Annotated in this window: 13 protein-coding genes and 1 pseudogene; 11 read left to right on the forward strand and 3 right to left on the reverse strand. The window is 60.7% G+C overall.

Annotated elements, in window-relative coordinates; translation table 11 throughout:
* Positions 1-96 (reverse strand): annotated as a pseudogene (locus RTS12_RS09715) (hydroxyacylglutathione hydrolase); the annotation flags it as partial.
* Between the two features lie 96 nt (positions 97-192).
* Between RTS12_RS09715 and RTS12_RS09720 the strand changes: the two are divergent.
* The 11 genes from RTS12_RS09720 to RTS12_RS09770 all read left to right on the forward strand — a co-directional run bounded on the left by RTS12_RS09720 (position 193) and on the right by RTS12_RS09770 (position 14777).
* Complete coding sequence (locus RTS12_RS09720; protein ID WP_312527932.1) at positions 193-975, forward strand: class I SAM-dependent methyltransferase; 783 nt, start codon at positions 193-195, stop codon at positions 973-975.
* Positions 976-1181: 206 nt separating this feature from the next.
* Positions 1182-1748 (forward strand): F0F1 ATP synthase subunit delta, encoded by a 567-nt coding sequence (locus RTS12_RS09725; protein WP_312527934.1) that lies wholly within the window; start codon positions 1182-1184, stop codon positions 1746-1748.
* Positions 1748-3283 carry a F0F1 ATP synthase subunit alpha gene (gene atpA, locus RTS12_RS09730; protein ID WP_312527936.1) on the forward strand — a complete coding sequence of 512 codons (1536 nt, stop codon included), beginning with the start codon at positions 1748-1750 and terminating at the stop codon, positions 3281-3283. The genes RTS12_RS09725 and atpA overlap by 1 nt, the downstream gene beginning before the upstream one ends.
* An 11-nt stretch (positions 3284-3294) precedes the next feature.
* On the forward strand, positions 3295-4176 hold the full coding sequence (locus tag RTS12_RS09735; RefSeq protein ID WP_312527938.1) for a F0F1 ATP synthase subunit gamma: 882 nt from the start codon (positions 3295-3297) through the stop codon (positions 4174-4176).
* Positions 4177-4193: 17 nt separating this feature from the next.
* Positions 4194-5618, forward strand: a complete 1425-nt coding sequence (gene atpD, locus RTS12_RS09740) for a F0F1 ATP synthase subunit beta (protein WP_312527940.1) — start codon at positions 4194-4196, stop codon at positions 5616-5618.
* A 12-nt stretch (positions 5619-5630) separates the two neighbouring features.
* Entirely contained in the window at positions 5631-6080 is a 450-nt protein-coding gene (gene atpC / locus RTS12_RS09745; protein ID WP_312527942.1) for an ATP synthase F1 subunit epsilon, read from the forward strand.
* 170 nt (positions 6081-6250) lie between these two features.
* Positions 6251-7066 (forward strand): VOC family protein, encoded by an 816-nt coding sequence (locus tag RTS12_RS09750; RefSeq protein ID WP_312527944.1) that lies wholly within the window; start codon positions 6251-6253, stop codon positions 7064-7066.
* 190 nt (positions 7067-7256) lie between these two features.
* The gene (locus RTS12_RS09755; protein ID WP_312527946.1) at positions 7257-7865 is read left to right on the forward strand and encodes a hypothetical protein; all 609 of its coding nucleotides are present in this window, start codon (positions 7257-7259) and stop codon (positions 7863-7865) included.
* A complete protein-coding gene (locus RTS12_RS09760; RefSeq protein ID WP_312527948.1) occupies positions 7780-9273 on the forward strand; it encodes a DNA polymerase Y family protein in 1494 nt (497 codons plus the stop codon). Before RTS12_RS09755 ends, RTS12_RS09760 begins: the two co-directional genes overlap by 86 nt.
* A 185-nt stretch (positions 9274-9458) precedes the next feature.
* A complete protein-coding gene (locus RTS12_RS09765; protein WP_409455680.1) occupies positions 9459-13316 on the forward strand; it encodes an error-prone DNA polymerase in 3858 nt (1285 codons plus the stop codon).
* Between the two features lie 444 nt (positions 13317-13760).
* A complete protein-coding gene (locus tag RTS12_RS09770; RefSeq protein WP_312527952.1) occupies positions 13761-14777 on the forward strand; it encodes a hypothetical protein in 1017 nt (338 codons plus the stop codon).
* 28 nt (positions 14778-14805) lie between these two features.
* Here the strand turns inward: RTS12_RS09770 and mgrA are convergent, their stop codons facing one another.
* Together mgrA and ileS are read right to left on the reverse strand one after the other, a co-directional pair.
* On the reverse strand, positions 14806-15876 hold the full coding sequence (gene mgrA / locus RTS12_RS09775) for an L-glyceraldehyde 3-phosphate reductase (RefSeq protein ID WP_312527954.1): 1071 nt from the start codon (positions 15874-15876) through the stop codon (positions 14806-14808).
* Positions 15876-18788, reverse strand: coding sequence for an isoleucine--tRNA ligase (gene ileS, locus RTS12_RS09780; RefSeq protein WP_312527957.1), 2913 nt, complete (start codon positions 18786-18788; stop codon positions 15876-15878). The genes mgrA and ileS overlap by 1 nt, the downstream gene beginning before the upstream one ends.
* Positions 18789-18826 lie beyond the last annotated feature (38 nt).

Consider the following 18826-nt stretch of genomic DNA (forward strand, 5'->3'; position numbering starts at 1 on the left):
CTCGGGGGCATCGATCAGGGCGGTCTGGCCATTGCCATGAACCAGCCAAGCGTAATTGTCCGAAAGACAGCGGACGGGCACGAGTTCCAGCGGCATTGGCAAATCCTTTTCTTTGTCGCACAAATCGGAAGAGCGTCTCCGAAGGGCACAATGTCACGTTCGGGGCGATTGCGGCGGGTTGCAAGGGGCGCGATGCATCAAGACGTCGTTGATCTGAAAGGTTTCTACTATTCGCGCGCGCTGGGTCGCGTGGTGCAGCGGATTTTGCGTGACCGGATGCTGGAGTATTGGCCGGCCGAGCAATTGGCGGGCATGACAGTGGCGGGCTACGGTTTCGCGGCCCCCTTGCTGCGTCCCTATTTGGCGCGCGCGCGCCGGGTCACGGCCTTGATGCCGGGACCGCAAGGCGTGATGGCCTGGCCTGCGGGCATGCCGAATCATTCGGTGCTTTGTGATGATGCGGCATGGCCCCTTGATACGGGCAGCGTTGATCGTCTGGTCATGCTGCATGCGGTCGAGGCTGCCGATCACCCCGCCGAGATTCTGGCCGAGGCTTGGCGGGTGCTGGGGCCGGGGGGCCGCTTGCTGATTATGGCCCCCAACCGCACAGGGCTTTGGGCCAGATCCGAGACGACGCCCTTTGGCTATGGTCGCAGCTATACCTTGGGCCAGCTCGAGACCCAGGCCCGCGAGGCGGGCTTCGTGCCCGAGCGCACTGGGGCCGCACTTTACATTCCACCTTCTGATCGGCGCTTTTGGCTGCGCTCGGCGCAGATGTGGGAAAGGGCAGGGGCGCGGATCTCTCGGATGTTGGTTGCCGGGGTTGTCCTGGCCGAGTTTTCCAAACAGGTGCCCGCGCCGATCGGAACGGGAATGCGGATGCGGGTGCGCAACCCCTTGGGTGTTCTCGAGGGGATCCGCCGTCCCAAACCCTCTCCCGAGGGGGCACTGCGACATCATGTCTCGCCCCGTTAGCGCCACCGGGGCGCGTCCCTTGCCACAATTGCCAAACTTAGGGCGCAGATGCACTATTTTCCGTGATTGAGTCGGTTGCGGGGTCAAGCATCTGCTGCTAGAGACGCGCATGATTTAGGGAAGGATGAAACCGACCCTTTGAACCGGCTCCGTCACAGACCGTCCCTTCTGGGCGGCCCGTCGCGGAGCTTGCGCAAACCGGAAGGATGACCGTGGCAAATTCCGCTTCGATTTCCGCAGACATCGCCGGACGCTATGCGCAGGCACTGTTCGATCTCGTTAAGGAGTCGGGCGGGATCGATGCATTGTCGTCTCAGGTGGATGGTCTTGCGGCCGCGCTGAAGGATAGCGCAGAGCTGCGCGACCTGATCGCATCGCCGATCTATACCCGTGAACAGCAGGAAGCCGCGGTTGCGGCTCTGGGCGAAAAGATGGGTCTTGCACCCGCTTTTGGTCACACCCTGCGCTTGATGGCGAAAAATCGCCGTCTGTTCACCTTGCCTCAGCTTGCAGTCAAACTGCAGGCCCTGATTGCTGACGCGCGTGGCGAAGTCACCGCCGATGTCATCAGCGCCCAGGAGCTGACGGCTGAGCAGAAGAAGCGTCTGGCCGACACGCTGGCCGAGAAATCGGGCAAGACGGTCAAACTGAACACTCGCGTCGATGAAGGGCTCATCGGCGGGATGATCGTCAAGCTGGGATCGCAGATGATCGACAGCTCGATCCGCTCCAAGCTCGCATCCCTTCAGAATTCCATGAAAGAGGTCGGATAATGGGAATCCAGGCAGCCGAAATTTCGGCGATCCTCAAGGATCAGATCAAAAACTTCGGACAAGACGCCGAAGTGGCCGAAGTCGGCCAAGTGCTGTCCGTCGGTGACGGTATTGCCCGTGTCTATGGCCTCGACAAAGTCCAGGCCGGCGAGATGGTCGAATTCCCCGGCGGCGTCCGCGGGATGGTTCTGAACCTCGAGACCGACAACGTCGGTGTTGTGATCTTCGGTGATGACCGTTCGATCAAAGAAGGCGACACCGTCAAGCGCACGCGCTCGATCGTGGAAGTGCCGGTCGGCAAGGAACTGCTGGGCCGCGTCGTCGACGCACTTGGCAACCCGATCGACGGCAAAGGCCCGATCAATGCGACGCAGACCCGCATCGCAGACGTCAAAGCACCTGGCATCATGCCGCGCCAGTCGGTTCACGAACCGATGGCAACGGGCGTGAAGTCGGTTGACGCCATGATCCCGGTTGGCCGCGGCCAGCGCGAATTGATCATTGGTGACCGTCAGACCGGCAAGACCGCGCTGGCACTTGACACCATTCTGAACCAGCTCAGCTACAACGGCCGCGAAGCCGATGGCATGAAGACCCTGCACTGCATCTATGTCGCAGTGGGTCAGAAGCGCTCGACGGTTGCTCAGCTGGTGAAAAAGCTCGAAGAGACCGGCGCGATGGCTTACACCACCGTTGTTGCCGCAACCGCTTCGGACGCAGCACCGATGCAGTATCTGGCGCCTTACTCGGCGACCGCGATTGGCGAATACTTCCGTGACAATGGCATGGACGCGCTGATCATCTATGACGATCTGTCCAAACAGGCCGTTGCTTACCGTCAGATGTCGCTGCTTCTGCGCCGTCCGCCGGGACGTGAAGCCTATCCGGGCGACGTTTTCTATCTGCACTCCCGCCTGTTGGAGCGTTCGGCAAAGCTGAACGCCGAGCATGGTTCGGGCTCGCTGACCGCTCTGCCGATCATCGAAACCCAGGCAGGTGACGTTTCGGCCTATATTCCGACCAACGTGATCTCGATCACCGACGGTCAGATCTTCCTTGAAACGGAACTGTTCTTCCAGGGCATCCGCCCGGCCGTGAACACCGGTCTTTCGGTGTCGCGCGTTGGTTCGGCTGCACAGACCAAGGCGATGAAATCGGTCGCCGGTCCGGTCAAACTGGAACTGGCACAGTACCGCGAAATGGCTGCCTTCGCGCAGTTTGGTTCGGACCTTGATGCCGCGACCCAGCGTCTGCTGAACCGTGGTGCGCGTCTGACCGAGCTGATGAAACAGCCGCAGTACTCGCCGCTGACCACCGCCGAAATCGTGATCGTCATCTACGCCGGCACCAAAGGCTATCTGGACAACGTTCCGGTCAAAGAAGTCACCGCTTGGGAGGCCGGTCTGCTGCAGTTCCTGCGCACCCAAAAGGCCGATCTTCTGGACGATATGACCAAGAACGACCGCAAGATCTCTGGTGATCTGGAAGCAGCGATCAAGTCGGCGCTGGACGGTTACGCCAAGACTTACGCCTGAGGGAGGGATAGATGCCCAGCCTCAAGGACTTAAAAAACCGGATCGGAAGCGTAAAAAATACGCGAAAGATCACGAAGGCGATGCAAATGGTCGCTGCTGCCAAATTGCGCCGTGCGCAAGAGGCAGCAGAGGCTGCACGGCCTTACGCCGACCGTATGGCAGCGGTTATGACCGGTTTGACGTCAGCAGCAGCGGGGTCGTCTTCGGCCCCCAAGCTTCTGGCAGGAACCGGCGACGATCGCCGTCACCTTCTGGTCGTGCTGACCTCGGAACGCGGGCTTGCAGGGGGCTTCAACTCCTCCATCGTCAAACTCGCGCGCCAAAATGTGAACGACCTTCAGGCCCAAGGGAAAGAAGTCACGCTTCTGACCGTTGGCAAGAAAGGCCGCGAGCAGCTTAAGCGCGACTTTGGCTCGCTGATGGTCCATCATGTGGATCTGAGCGAAGTGAAGCGTATCGGCTACGAAAACGCACGTGACATTGCGGACGAGATCCTCGACCGTTTTGATCTGGGCGGTTTCGATGTCGCGACCCTGTTCTATAGCCGGTTTGAATCGGTGATTAGCCAGATTCCGACAGCACGCCAGGTCATTCCCGCCGTTGTGGAAGAGAACGATTCGGCCGAGACCGGAGCCTCGGCTCTGTATGAATATGAACCGGGTGAAGAGGGCATTCTGGCCGATCTTCTGCCGCGTTCGATTGCAACGCAGGTCTTTGCTGCTCTGCTGGAAAACGCTGCTTCTGAACAAGGTGCCCGTATGAGCGCCATGGACAACGCAACGCGGAACGCAGGCGAAATGATCGACAAGCTGACCACCGAGTATAACCGCTCGCGTCAGGCTGCGATCACCAAAGAACTGATTGAAATTATCTCGGGCGCCGAAGCGCTCTGACACCTAGGGGTAATCACATGGCAGAGGCCAAAGGTAAAATCACGCAGGTGATCGGCGCGGTTGTCGACGTACAGTTCGACGGCCAGCTTCCTGCGATTCTGAACGCGCTTGAAACCGAAAACAACGGCAAGCGTCTGGTGCTGGAAGTTGCTCAGCACCTCGGCGAAAACACGGTTCGCACCATCGCTATGGATGCGACCGAAGGTCTGGTCCGTGGCACCGGCGTGTCGGACACCGGCGCACCGATCTCGGTTCCGGTTGGCGACGCGACGCTTGGCCGCATTCTGAACGTCGTCGGCGAGCCCGTCGATGAGCGCGGCCCGGTCAATGCGCCCGAGCGTCGTGCCATCCACCAGCCTGCGCCCGACTTTGCGTCGCAGGCCACCAGCTCGGACATTCTTGTCACCGGCATCAAGGTCATCGACCTGCTGGCACCTTACTCGAAGGGCGGCAAGATCGGTCTTTTCGGTGGTGCAGGCGTCGGCAAGACCGTTCTGATCATGGAACTGATCAACAACATCGCAAAAGTGCACGCTGGTTACTCGGTGTTCGCTGGTGTTGGTGAGCGGACCCGTGAAGGTAACGACCTTTACTATGAAATGATCGAATCGGGCGTTATCACCCCCGACAATCTGGAAGACTCGAAAGTGGCCCTTGTTTACGGCCAGATGAACGAGCCTCCGGGAGCGCGTATGCGCGTTGCTTTGACGGGTCTGACCCTGGCCGAGCAATTCCGCGATTCGACCGGTACCGACGTTCTGTTCTTCGTCGACAACATCTTCCGCTTCACGCAGGCAGGTTCGGAAGTGTCCGCACTTCTGGGTCGTATCCCGTCCGCCGTGGGTTACCAGCCGACGCTGGCAACCGACATGGGCGCCATGCAAGAGCGCATCACCTCGACGAAAAACGGCTCGATCACCTCGATCCAGGCTGTCTACGTTCCGGCCGATGACCTTACCGACCCGGCACCGGCAACGACCTTCGCCCACCTTGACGCAACCACCGTTCTGTCGCGTGCGATTTCGGAACTCGGGATCTACCCGGCCGTTGACCCGCTCGACTCGAACAGCCGTATCCTTGATCCGGCCGTTGTCGGTGAAGAGCACTATCAGGTTGCCCGCGACGTTCAGGGTATCTTGCAGAAGTACAAATCGCTGCAGGACATCATCGCCATTCTTGGCATGGACGAACTGTCGGAAGAGGACAAACTGACGGTTTCGCGCGCTCGTAAGATCCAGCGCTTCCTGTCGCAGCCCTTCGACGTTGCAAAGGTCTTCACCGGCGCAGATGGCAAGCAGGTTCCGCTGGAAGACACGATCTCGTCGTTCAAAGCGGTTGTTGCTGGCGAATACGACCACCTTCCCGAGGCAGCCTTCTACATGGTTGGCGGCATCGAGGAAGTGAAAGCCAAAGCGCAGCGTCTCGCCGCTGAAGCAGCGTAAGGAGGTCAGGGCATGGCTGACACGATGCAGTTCGACCTCGTCTCGCCGGAGCGGAACCTTGTTTCCGTTGCCGCGCGTGAGGTTCGCCTGCCGGGCAGCGAAGGCGATCTGACAGCGATGCCCGGCCACGCGCCGGCCATCGTCAACCTTCGTCCCGGCGTGGTCACCGTGATCGCGGCCGATGGCACCGAGACCGAATTCGCCGTCACCGGCGGATTCGTCGAAATCAACAACGAAGGGGTCACCTTGCTGGCAGAGCGTGGGCATCCGCGCGCTGAGATCACGCAAGAGATCTACAACGAGATGATGGTTTCGGCGCATCGCAAGGTGAAGGCCGCCGAGGTAAAGCGCATGACTGCTGGCGAGGAAATCGTCACCGCAGCCGTGAAGCTTCTTGGCGATATGGAAGCCCTGGGCACCCATATTGGTCTTGATCCCAATCAGGCATCGATCCCGGATTGATCCGTTGGATCTGAAAATAGTCAGGGCCCCGCAACAGCGGGGCCTTTTCTTTTTCTGCGCCCTCGGGAAAAATATCGGCGCAAGTCGCTGGTCCTTTTCGGGCGCGGCAGCATCCCGGCGCCTGCGCCTTGCAGATCTATCGACCGTATTCCGACACAAGGAGAGGTGTGATGAGTGATCAAGGCAAGCCTTGTTGGTACGAGCTGGGCACCAGCGATTTGAATGCCGCCGCGCAGTTTTATAGCACGATCCTGGGCTGGCAGATCTTTGACAGCGGCATGGAGGGGTTTGATTATCGTCTGGCCCGCGCCGAGGCCGGTGACGGCGAGGATGGCGATATGGTCGCGGGCATGATGTCGATCCAGATGCAGCAAGGCAGCCCGCCGCCCAATTGGCTGATCTATTTCGCCGTCGATGATTGTGACGGCCAAACCGCCAAGATCGCAGCCGCCGGGGGGCGGGTCTATAAAGCGCCTGCCGACATTCCGGGCACGGGCCGCTTTTCGGTGGTGGCGGACCCTCAGGGCGCTGTCTTTGGCCTTTTGCAAGCCGATCTCAGCCAGATGAGCGCGGCCGAGATTGCCAAGTTCGAAGCCGGAGGGGGTGCCTATAGTCCCGATAAGGCCGGGCATGGCAATTGGAACGAGCTGATGACCAGTGATCCTGCGGCTGGGCTGGCATTTTACACCGATCTCTTTGGCTGGACCAAGGGGGAGACGATGGATATGGGCGAGATGGGAAGCTATCAGCTGCTTCGCCACAAAGGTGTCGATTTTGGCGCGATCATGGGGCTGGGTGATGCGCCCATGCCGTGTTGGCTGCCCTATTTCGGTATCAACGGCGCAGTATCTCAGGTGGTGCAATCCATTAAGGATCAGGGCGGATCGGTTCATATGGGGCCGATGGAGGTTCCAGGACCGGCCTATATTGCCGTGGCGCGCGATCCTCAGGGGGCGTGGTTTGCGGTGGTTGGTCCCCAGCCATAGCGTTGAAACGGCTGATAGGGCCAGGGCCGCCAAATAGACCCGGCGGCCTGCTGGTCTAAAAATGCCGCTTTGCTTTGGCTGCATTTGGGCGCGCTTGTACGGCCTTAGCCGCCTTGCACGCGGCTGGCTTGGGCCTTGGCGATGCGATGGGGTTATGAGGCGCGTGAAATCGGGCTAAACTACAGCGATGATGACGCGCCCTGATCCCCTGATTCCTGCCTTTCCTCTGCTTGCTGGTCGTGTCCACGAGGCGGGCGGGCCCGCGGCCGTTGCCTTTGCCGGGGTCGTGGCGGCCCAGACTGCGGGTCAGGTTCTTTGGGTGCAGGAAAGCTGGCAGGTCGACCTGCTTAACCCGTTGGGGTTGCGCGATCTGACCGATCCGGCACGTCTGATTCTGGTCAAAAGCAAAAATCAGATCGATTCGCTGGCCGTTGCCGAAGAGGCGCTGAAAGACGGGGCTATCGCTCTGGTTGTGATCGAGATCACCCGTCCCTTGAACCTGCGCGAGGGGCGCAGGCTGCAACTGGCCGCCCAATCCGGGGCAAGCACGGGGCTTTGCCTGATCCCCGAGGGCATGGGCAGCAATGCCGCCGAAAGCCGCTGGGATTGCCGCCCGGTTTTTGACACCCAGCCTCGAAACATGACGCAAGCAGGCTCGACTCTGATGCAATGGCAGCTTACCAAGAACAAAAAGGGAACACTTGGAGCTTGGCATGTTCGATGGGATGCAGCGTCGCATCGTCTCGATGTGGTTTCCCCGGTTGGCTTCGGACCGGGCGCTGCGGCTGTGCCCGATTGATGGACCATTTGCGATCAGCCATCGGCTGAACGGCGCGGATTATATTTATGATGTGAATGCGCTGGCCGAAGGGCAGGGCGTTTATCGCGGCATGGCCGCCTCCGAGGCGCGTGCATTCTGCCCGGGCCTGCGTATGCAGCCCCAAGACCGCCGCTTGGATTCGCGTTTTCTGATGGGGCTGCGGCGGTGGGCCTTGCGCTATTGCCCGTGGGTCGGGGTCGAGCCGCCTGATGGTTTGGTGCTGGATATCAGCGGTTCGGCGCGTCTTTTGGGACCAGAGCCCGCGCTTTTGGCGGATATGCAAGCCCGGCTGGACCGCTCGGGGCTAGAGGTGCGCTTGGGGGTGGCGGGAAGTGCCGCCGCGGCTTGGGCGCTGGCCCATCACAGGCCAGGCATCGCCTTACCCGGGCAAAGTCAGGATAGGCTTCATGCTCTGCCAGTTGCGGCGCTGCGGTTGGACGAACCCTGCGTGACGGCCTTGCAACGCTTGGGTCTGCATACGATCGGGGCATTGGCTGCGGCTGCGCGCGCGCCTTTGGCCCGGCGGTTCGGGCAGGGGCTTTTGACCCGGCTGGATCAGGCCTTGGAGATTGCGCCCGAGCCGATCACGCCCTTGGCCGAGCCACCTCATTTCGGCGTGCGGCTGACTTTTCCTGACCCGATCGGGCTTTTGGATGATGTCATGGCTGGGCTGGATCGGCTGTTGCGGGCGCTTTGTCTTAAGCTCAAGGCTCATGAGGCGGGCGCGCGCGCATTATGCCTGACGCTGCGGCGTGTGGATCGCCACAGCCAGATGCTGCCCCTGCGGCTGGCTGCGGCAATGCGCGACCCTGACCGGATTTCGCCGCTTTTCTTGCCGGTGGTACAAAACGCAGATGCAGGGTTTGGCATCGACCAGCTGCGCCTTGAAGCAACCCTGATCGAGCCTTTGCCCTTGCAGCAGATCGGGGCTGGGGCCGAGGCGCGCGATCAGCTGGACAATCTTCTGACCCGGATCGGCGCCAGGGTTGGGCTTGAGAATGTGTTTAGGTTTCAATCGGTTGACAGCCATCTGCCCGAGCAAAGCTTTTGTCTGTTGCCGATCACGACCGCGCCGGCTCAGGTCTGGACAAATAGCGACATGCTGGCCGCAAGACGGCGTCCGCGCCCCTTGCGCATCTTTCCCCCCGAGGCGATTGTCGGCAGCGGCGCAAGGCCACCTGCCCAATTTCGGTGGCGTGGCATGCGGCTGGATGCGGGTTATGTCAGCGGCCCCGAACGCATTGCCCCGCAATGGTGGCACCGCGCGGATGGCTGGCAGGGCGGCTTGCGCGATTACTGGCGGGTCGAGACGCGACAGGGGCGGCGGCTGTGGCTGTTTTACACACCGCAATCTCCGGGTTGGTATGTTCAAGGGGAATTCCTGTGAGCCAGCGCCCATTGGCGGTGCAGGACCCGCAACAGCCGCCGCCCGACCCAGAAAAAGCCGATTGCGAAAAAGCTGAGCTTGCCAGATCCGATTGCGCCAGATCCGATGCGGCAAGGCCCAATCCCGCAAGGCCCGATCTGGCAAAGCCCGATTTGGCAAAGCTAGGTCCCAATCCACAAGACGCCATCACCCCTTGGGCCGAAACGCCCGAGCCGCTTTCTGTGGGCTATGCTGAATTGGGTGTGACCACGAATTTCACCTTTCTGACGGGGGCCTCTCATCCTGAGGAATTGGTGTTACGTGCCGCTGAATTGGGGCTGACGGCCATCGCGATCACCGACCGGAATTCTTTGGCCGGTGTGGTGCGAGGCTGGAGCGCATTGCGCAATCTAACCGAGGCCAGTGCAAGCGATAATGGTTCGGATCAGGCGGATCGGACGAACAGCAAGCAGGCGGCTGATCCGGAAACGCCCCGCCGGATCGCTGACTGGGCTGCGGATATAGGGGCTGCAGATCGTGCGACCGCTGGCCGGACGGCGGACAGGGGGGGCGCTGCCAGAGGGGGTGGCAGAGGGGGTGGCAGAGGGGGGAGCCGGGGGGGGGTGGATATCGCCTCTGTCAGGACAGGCGCCGACAGCACTGCCGTGGATAGCAGCGCTGGGAGTAGTGGGGTTGCGGGCATAGCGGCCGTGGATATCAGGTCTGCGGGCGGGGCGGCGGTTGATCAGAGCGCCGGGCGATCTGGCACGCAAGATCATGCGCGATCTTGCGAGCATCCCCGCGAAAAGGGGGATAAGCTGGCATCCACGCCCCCCTCATCGTCTTCGCGCAGGCCCTTAGGGTCAAAGGGCGCTGCAAGCAGTGCAGGGCCCAGGCTTCCCAAGCTGATCGTTGGAACGCGGCTGGTGTTAAGTGATTGCCCGATCGAATGGTTGGCCTTGCCCTGTGACAAGCCCGCCTATCAGCGGCTTTCGCGCTTGCTGAGCCTTGGCAAAAGCCGCAGCGGCAAAGGGGAATGTGAGCTGCGCCTTGATGATCTGATCCAGCATTGCCGTGGCATGATCCTGATCGCCTTGCCCTTGCCTCAGGATGCGCAGACCACCCTTCTATCGGTTCAAAGGGTGCAAAGACGTTTTCCGGGGCATGTCTTTCTGGGTGCGGTCCCGCGCTATGACGGCTCGGATGAGGCCTGGTTTGCTTGCTGTGCCGATCTGGCGCTGCGGGCCTCGGCGCCGATGGTTGCGGTGGGGGATGTGCTCATGCACCGCGCGGCCCGCCGTCCGCTGGCCGATGTCCTGACCTGCCTGCGCCACAAGATCACCATTGATCAGATCGGCACGCTTGCCCTGCCAAATGCCGAACGGCGCCTGAAGGGGGCGGCGGATATGGCACGGCTTTATCGTCGCCACCCCGCAGCCCTGCGCCGCACGCTGGAAATTGCGGCCCGTTGCAGCTTTGATCTGTCTGAATTGCAATATGAATACCCCGATGAGATCGATCCCCCCAGCCAGCCCATAGCCCCTCAAAAAGATCAGGCTTTGCCCCAAAGCACTGCGGATCTGGTCGTTGATGCCACGCCAGATAGCGCCGATTTGGCGCAGCTGCGTCTGGATCAGCTAAGCCGCAAGGGGCTGGAACGGCGTTGCCCCCTGGGTGTGCCCGAGCATTATCTGCAAAAGCTTGACAAGGAATTGGCGGTTGTCGCCGAGCTGCGCTATGCCGCCTATTTCCTGACGGTACATCATATCGTGACCTTTGCGCGCGGCCGCGGCATCTTGTGTCAGGGGCGCGGTTCGGCTGCCAATTCGATCATCTGCTGGGCGCTTGGCATCACCGATGTCGATCCGGATATGATCGGCATGGTCTTTGAGCGCTTCATTTCCCGCCATCGCAATGAGCCACCCGATATTGATGTCGATTTCGAACATGAGCGGCGCGAAGAGGTCATTCAGTGGATCTATGAACGCTATGGCCGTGACCGTGCCGGGCTTTGCGCCACGGTGATCCATTTCCGCACCCGCGCGGCTATCCGCGAGGTGGGCAAGGTCATGGGCCTCAGCGCGGATCTGACGGCCAGTCTTTCGGGGCTGGTGTGGGGGATTTCGGATCAGGGGGCCGATCCCGACCAGATCCGGGCGCTGGGGCTGGACCCCAATGAGCGCCGCTTGACCCAGACCATTGCATTGATCCGCGAAATTATCGGCTTTCCGCGCCACCTGAGCCAGCATGTCGGCGGATTTGTCATCACCCGCGGGCGTCTGGACGAGATCTGCCCGATCGAGAATGCAGCCATGCCGGGGCGGACCTGCATCGAATGGGATAAGGACGATATTGACGCGCTGGGTATTCTCAAGGTCGATGTGCTGAGCTTGGGGATGCTGACCTGTATCCGCAAAGCCTTTGGCCTGCTTGCCCAGCATGAAGGCTGCGAGGTCAGCCTGTCGAGCATCGCCAAAGATGACAAGGCCACCTATCAGATGCTGTGCCGCGCTGATGCGATCGGGGTGTTTCAGGTCGAAAGTCGTGCGCAGATGAACTTTCTGCCACGGATGCAGCCGCGCGAATTTTATGACTTGGTGATCGAAGTGGCCATCGTTCGCCCCGGACCTATTCAGGGCGGCATGGTTCAGCCCTATCTGCGTAGGCGGCAGGGCCTGGAGGAGCCCGAAGCCTTTGGCCCTGCCTTGAAGCCGATCACCCGCAAGACGCTTGGGGTGCCTTTGTTTCAAGAACAGGCCTTGCGGATCGCCGAGGTGGCGGCGGGCTATACGCCCGAGGAGGCCGATAAGCTGCGCCGCTCTTTGGCATCTTTTCGGCGCATGGGCACCATCGAGCAGCATCGTGACAGCTTTATCAAAGGCATGCTGGCCAACGGCTATAGCCCCGAAATCAGCGCGCGCTGTTTTTCCCAGATCGAAGGCTTTGCCGATTACGGCTTTCCCGAAAGCCATGCGGCCGCCTTTGCCTTGCTGACCTATGTTTCGGCCTGGCTGAAATGCCATCACCCTGCGGTCTTTGCCTGCGCGCTTTTGAACAGCCAGCCCATGGGCTTTTATGCCCCGGCCCAGATCGTGCGCGATGCGCGCGACCATGGGGTCGAATTACGCCCGATCTGTGTCAGCCACAGCCAGTGGGATAACCAGCTTGAGCGACGCTCGGATGGGCAGCTGGCCCTGCGGCTGGGTTTTCGCCAGATCAAGGGCTTTCGCGAAAGCGATGCGATCCGGATCATGCAGGGGCGGGGGAACGGCTATCCTGATCTGGAAAATCTGTGGCTGCGCACGCGGCTAGAGCCAAGCGTGCTGGAACGTCTGGCCGAGGCCGATGCTTTCTCGGGCATGGGCTTGACGCGGCGTGACGCGCTTTGGGCGGTACGTGCCATTCGCGCCCCCGCGCCCTTACCGCTTTTTGCTGATCCTTTGGATGGTGAAGGGCTGAATGAGCCCGAGGTTATCTTGCCCGCCATGCATTTGGGCGAGGAGGTGGTCGAGGATTATCTGTCCATGCGCCTGACCCTGCGCGCCCATCCGATGGAGCTTTTGCGAAGCTCGATCCCCGGCCTGACCCCGCATGTCGAGCTGCTTGATCCGAAAGGCGAGGCTGGTGAGCATGGCAACGCGCAAGGCTTGATCGCACCTGCACATTCCACGCGCCGCGTTGCGGTTTGCGGATTGGTGATCACCCGCCAGCAGCCCGGAACGGCCTCGGGGGTGGTGTTTTTGACGCTTGAGGATGAAAGCGGCACCGCCAATATCGTGGTCTGGCAGCGCGTGTTTCAGCGTTTTCGCCGCGAGGTGATGGCGGGGCGGTTGCTGCGGGTCACGGGCCGGATCGAACGAGCGGGCATCGTTTGTCATATCATCGCCGAACGGATCGAGGATTTGTCGCATCGACTGTCCGAATTGGGGCATCCGCTGGAACATCTGATCGGTGTGACGCAGCCTCAGGCTGATGACGCGCCGCGCCCCACGCGACGCCGACCGGGCGCGCGCCACCCGCGCGAACAGGCCAAGCGGTTGTTTCCCAGTCGTGACTTCCACTAGCTCTGCGCGCTCAAAGCCGCACCGAATACCGGCGGGCTGAACCCCCAAGGGCTAGGCCCCGTGCCAAGGAAGGCCCCGACCATCCGGCCAAGCCGCATTCCGCATCGCAACGCCTTTTCTTTGTTAAGGGGTTGAGGCAAAATGGCCTTGAGGTTGGTAACGCAAGCCAAAGGGCCGCACGAAGGAAAGCAAGGAACTGCGCTTGATTGCCGGGCCAAAGCAGCACCTCCCGCCGCCCTTTTTCAGCAGGCTTTGCGGAAATATTTAAACGCGCCGCGCCAGAAAGCTTGCAAAGGCATGGGCGGGTTGCGGCGGATCTGCCCTTTGTCGCGATGCGGGTAGACTGGTTTAACTTTACGCCCAAGCAGATTAGTTTCGCCCCGTGACAAGGCGGGCAATGCCAGCCCAAGAACTGACAAATCGGGCGGCTAAAGGGATCAAGCGATGCGCGAATTGGATGCGGCGGCGGCCGGAGCGGCGGATTTCAATATCCTGATTCTTGGCCAGAACGGACGCCTTGCCAAAGAGGCCGTGCTATTTGCGGCCAGTTTGCGGCAAAACTCTCCGGGATTTCGAGGGCGGCTGATCGTGGCCGAACCCCAGCCAGAAGGCGCGTGGGAGGGGGAAGATACGCTGATCCCCGACGCAGAGCGTGCCTATTTACAGGCCTGTGGCGCGGAAATTCTGCCCTTCGTCGCCACCCATTTCGGCAAAGCCTATCCCTATGGCAACAAGATTGAGGCGATGGCGCTTTTGCCCGCGCAGCAGCCCTTCATCTTCTTTGACAGCGATACGTTGATCTTGTCTCCGCTAGACGCGATGCAGATCGATTTTTCGCGACCAAGCGCATCGATGCGCCGCGAGGGCACATGGCCCAAACCTCCGCTTTATGGACCTGATTACGCCGATATCTGGGGTGCGCTTTATCAGCGTTTCGGGCTTGATATGGACAGCACGCTGGATCTGAATTTCGGCCCAAGCGATTGGCGACGTTACCTCTATTTCAACGCGGGCTGGTATCTGGGCGATGATCCGGCGACCTTTGGCGCGCGCTTTGTGGATTGGGCGGCCGAGCTGCGCGCAGATCCCGGCCCGGTTCTGGCCTGTCAGACGCTGGACCCTTGGCCGGATCAGGTGATTTTACCGCTGGTCGTCCATTCATTGGGCGGTGGGCGCCCTGGCCCCGAGCTGGACGGGCTGGATGGCGATGTCAGCAGCCATTACCGCAGCTTTTCGCTGATGTATGCCCGTCAGCCCGATGCGGTCCTGACCGCCTTCGAGGCTTTGGCCGCAGATCCTGAAATCGCGGCGATCTTTGCCGAAGATGAGGGGTTCCAGCAGGTCTATCTTGCGGGTCGCGGGCAAAGTGAAATCCGCCCGCTTTTCGCGCATGGCCTTTACCGGACCGAGCAGCCTTACCGCGCAGCCCTGCGCTGGCGAAAGCTGTGGTTTCGCGGCTAGCTTGCCAAAACGTCAGAAGCTTGCGGGCTTATTCGCCCGCGCTTTCTGATGATTGCGCCCAAAGGTTGATGTCGCCACCTTGTCCGACCAGCTCGTCAATCCGTGCCAGTTCGGCGGGTTGGAACTCCAGATTGCGCACCGCGCCCGCGCAATCGGCCACCTGCTCGGGTTTGGATGCGCCGATCAGTGCCGACGTCACCCGACCCGAGCGCAAAACCCAGGCAAGCGCCATCTGGGCCAGGGTCTGATCGCGCGATTGCGCCAGATCATTCAGGCCGCGCAATGCGGCCAGCGCCTGATCATTCAGCCATTCGGGGAACAGCGATTTGCCCTGCGTTGCGCGGCTGCCCTCAGGGATACCGCGCAGATATTTCGCGGTCAGCATGCCCTGCGCCAACGGCGTAAAGGCGATCGAGCCGATGCCATTATCGTCAAGCGTATCCAAAAGCCCGTCACGCTCGACCCAACGGTTGAGCATATTATAGCTGGGCTGATGAATGATGCAGGGCGTGCCCAGATCGCGCAGGATTGCTGCTGCCTCGGCGGTGCGCTGCGCGTTATAGCTCGAGATGCCCACATAAAGCGCGCGACCCGAGCGCACGATATGATCAAGCGCGCCCATGGTTTCTTCCAGTGGCGTGTTGGGGTCAAAGCGGTGCGAGTAGAAAATATCGACGTAATCGACCCCCAGCCGCTTAAGCGAAGCGTCGCAGGAGGCGATCAGATATTTGCGGCTGCCCCATTCGCCGTAAGGGCCTTCCCACATCCGATAACCGGCTTTCGAGCTGATGATCAGCTGATCGCGCAGGCCGGCGAAATCGGTGGCAAGGATCTGGCCAAATGCCTCTTCGGCACTGCCCGGAGGCGGGCCATAGTTATTGGCCAGATCGAAATGGGTGATGCCATGGTCAAGCGCCGTCCGGCAGATCGCGCGCTTGACCTGATGAGGCGTGTCTTCGCCAAAGTTATGCCAAAGCCCCAGGGAAATCGCAGGAAGCAACAGCCCCGAACGGCCACAGCGGCGATAGCTCATCCGCTCGTGACGTTCGGGATCTGGAAGCCATCTGACCTGCGGTTTCACCTGGGGACGTTGAGCCATTAGCCAAGAACCTCGTTGCAGCGGGCGCAAGTGCCCGAATGAGAATGCGTGCCAACGTCAGGAAGAATCTTCCAGCAACGTTCACATTTCTCACCTTCGGCTGCTTCGAACACAACTGCAACGCCCGAGACCTCGCCTAGGCGGAAAGCATCAGCCGGGGCAGGGTCTGCGGTCAGCGTCAGCGCCGAAGTGATGCAGATATCTGCAAAATCGCTTGTTTTCAAAGCGCTCAACAGATCCGCATCCTCGACGTGAACAATCGGCGCAGCTTCAAGGCTGGCCCCGATGGTCTTGTCGGTGCGCTTCAGTTCAAGTGCCGCCGTCACCACGCGGCGGGCACGGCGCACGGCATCCCATTTCTGGGCCAGAGCCTCGTTATGCCAATCCGCAGGGGTCTGTGCAAAGTCCTGCAAATGGACCGAGCTGTCATCGCCGGGGAAACGGCTAAGCCAGACGTCTTCCATCGTGAAGGGCAGGATGGGGGCAAGCCAGGTCGTCAGGCGGTGGAACAAGATATCCAGAACCGTCCTGGCCGAGCGGCGGCGCAGGCTGTCGGGGCTGTCGCAATAAAGCGCATCCTTGCGGATGTCGAAGTAATAGGCCGACAGATCCACGGTTGCGAATTGGAACAGCGTCTGGAACACGCCCTGGAAGTCATAGACACCATAGCCATGACGGACCTGTTGGTCGATCTCGGCCAGACGGTGCAAAATCCACTGCTCGAGTTCCGGCATGTCCTTGGCTGCGACCTTTTCGGTCTCGGCAAAGCCTGCAAGGTTGCCCAGCATGAACCGCATCGTATTGCGCAAGCGGCGATAGCTGTCGGCCGTGCCTTTCAGGATTTCTTTGCCGATGCGCTGATCGGCGGTGTAATCCGCCTGAGCGACCCACAGGCGCAGAATATCGGCACCGTATTCCTTGATGATCTCGGCCGGGACAATGGTATTGCCAAGCGATTTGGACATTTTCATGCCCTTTTCGTCCAGCGTGAAACCATGTGTCAGCACGCCCTTATAGGGGGCGCGCCCCTTGGTGGCGCAGGCCTGCAACAGCGAGGACTGGAACCAGCCGCGATGCTGATCGGTCCCTTCCAGATAAAGATCCGCGATCCCATCTGGCGAGCCGTCTTTGCGGTCGCGCAGCACGAAGGCATGGGTCGAGCCGCTGTCGAACCAGACATCCAGCACATCCATGATCTGATCGTAATCGTCGGGGTTGACGATCCCGTCCAGCATCTGCGCCTTGAAGCCCTCACGATACCAGGCATCTGCACCGTCTTGCTCGAAGGCTGCGATGATGCGGTCGTTCACGCGCTGATCGCGCAACAAAAAGTCCGGCGCGTCATGTTTCGCACCTTTCTTGATGTAGCAGGTCAGCGGCACACCCCAGGCGCGCTGGCGCGACAAGACCCAGTCGGGGCGGTTTTCCACCATGGAATGGATGCGGTTACGGCCGGTTTGGGGCGTCCATTTCACCAGCTGATCGATCGAGCTGAGGGCGCGGGCACGAATGGTTTTCCCCTGCGCATCCATCCCGTCGTTCAGATCCTTGTCGATCGCGGCAAACCACTGGGGCGTGTTGCGATAGATCACCGGCGCCTTCGAGCGCCAGCTATGGGGGTAGCTGTGCTTGATCTTGCCCTTGCTCAACAACGCGCCTGCATAAGCCAGCTGCTTGATATTGCTGACGTTCGCACTGCCTTCTTTTCCGGCCGAGGTCAGAATTTCCTCGCCGCCGAAAACAGGCAGATCTTTGCGATAAGAGCCGTCGGGTTCGACGTTATAGGTCATCGGCAGGCGGTATTTCACACCAAGCTGATAGTCATCATCGCCATGGCTGGGCGCGGTATGAACAAAGCCCGTACCCGCTTCTTCGGTGACATGATCGCCCGGCAGCAAGGGCACGTCGAAATCCCATTCGCCCTGACCGTTCTCGATGCCGCGATAGGGATGGGCCAGAAGCAGCCCCTCAAGATCCGCAGCTGCGACATCGCCCAAACGGTTAAAGCCCGTGACCTTGGCCGATTGCATGACCCCTTCGGCCAAAGCATCGGCCAGAACCAGATGCTCGCCCAGCTTCGCGGTCGATTTCTCGTCCAGCTCGGTCACTTCGTAAAGGCCATAAGCGATGCCTGGGCCATAAGCCACGGCGCGGTTTTGCGGGATGGTCCAGGGGGTCGTGGTCCAGATCACAACCGAGGCCGGGTTATCGCCAGCAAAGATGCCCGTGCCATTGACCGGCTTGAAGCGCACCCAGATCGTATGGCTGGTGTGATCGTGATATTCGACCTCGGCCTCGGCCAAAGCGGTCTGCTCGACGGGCGACCACATCACGGGCTTGGAGCCCTGATAAAGCGAGCCGTTCATCAAAAGCTTCATGAACTCGGCCGCGATCACCGCTTCGGCGTGATAGTTCATGGTCAGATAGGGATCGTCCCAATTGCCGATCACACCCAGACGCTTGAACTGTTCGCGCTGCGCATCAACCCAGCCCTGTGCAAAGGCGCGGCATTCCTGACGGAACTCGACTTTGCCGATTTCGTCTTTGTTCTGGCCGCGCTCGCGGTACTGCTCTTCGATCTTCCATTCGATCGGCAGGCCATGGCAATCCCAGCCCGGAACATAACGCGCATCGCGGCCCATCATCTGCTGGCTGCGGGTGATGAAATCTTTCAGCACTTTATTCAGCGCATGACCGATGTGCAGATTGCCGTTCGCATAGGGAGGGCCGTCATGCAGGATAAAGGGCGTGCGACCGCTTTTGGCGCGCAGCTTGCCATAAATATCCATTGCCTCCCAGCGGGCCAGCCATTCCGGCTCGCGGGCAGGCAGGCCGGCTCGCATCGGAAATTCGGTCTCGGGCAGGAAAACGGTGTCGCGGTAGTCAGGCGCGGTCGAGGTAGTATCGCTCATTGGCGGGAATCCTTTGGCAGACGGTCAGACAGCAAGCA

The sequence above is a fragment of the Paracoccus sp. (in: a-proteobacteria) genome (assembly GCF_032007265.1).
Taxonomy (GTDB): domain Bacteria; phylum Pseudomonadota; class Alphaproteobacteria; order Rhodobacterales; family Rhodobacteraceae; genus Paracoccus.

Coding starts and splice junctions, on each gene's coding strand:
- RTS12_RS09770 (WP_312527952.1), top strand. CDS start 13,761: ATGCGCGAATTGGATGCGGCGGCGGCCGGAGCGGCGGATTTCAATATC.
- RTS12_RS09750 (WP_312527944.1), top strand. CDS start 6,251: ATGAGTGATCAAGGCAAGCCTTGTTGGTACGAGCTGGGCACCAGCGAT.
- ileS (WP_312527957.1), bottom strand. CDS start 18,788: ATGAGCGATACTACCTCGACCGCGCCTGACTACCGCGACACCGTTTTC.
- RTS12_RS09760 (WP_312527948.1), top strand. CDS start 7,780: ATGTTCGATGGGATGCAGCGTCGCATCGTCTCGATGTGGTTTCCCCGG.
- RTS12_RS09755 (WP_312527946.1), top strand. CDS start 7,257: ATGACGCGCCCTGATCCCCTGATTCCTGCCTTTCCTCTGCTTGCTGGT.
- atpA (WP_312527936.1), top strand. CDS start 1,748: ATGGGAATCCAGGCAGCCGAAATTTCGGCGATCCTCAAGGATCAGATC.
- RTS12_RS09720 (WP_312527932.1), top strand. CDS start 193: ATGCATCAAGACGTCGTTGATCTGAAAGGTTTCTACTATTCGCGCGCG.
- atpC (WP_312527942.1), top strand. CDS start 5,631: ATGGCTGACACGATGCAGTTCGACCTCGTCTCGCCGGAGCGGAACCTT.
- mgrA (WP_312527954.1), bottom strand. CDS start 15,876: ATGGCTCAACGTCCCCAGGTGAAACCGCAGGTCAGATGGCTTCCAGAT.
- RTS12_RS09735 (WP_312527938.1), top strand. CDS start 3,295: ATGCCCAGCCTCAAGGACTTAAAAAACCGGATCGGAAGCGTAAAAAAT.
- RTS12_RS09725 (WP_312527934.1), top strand. CDS start 1,182: ATGACCGTGGCAAATTCCGCTTCGATTTCCGCAGACATCGCCGGACGC.
- atpD (WP_312527940.1), top strand. CDS start 4,194: ATGGCAGAGGCCAAAGGTAAAATCACGCAGGTGATCGGCGCGGTTGTC.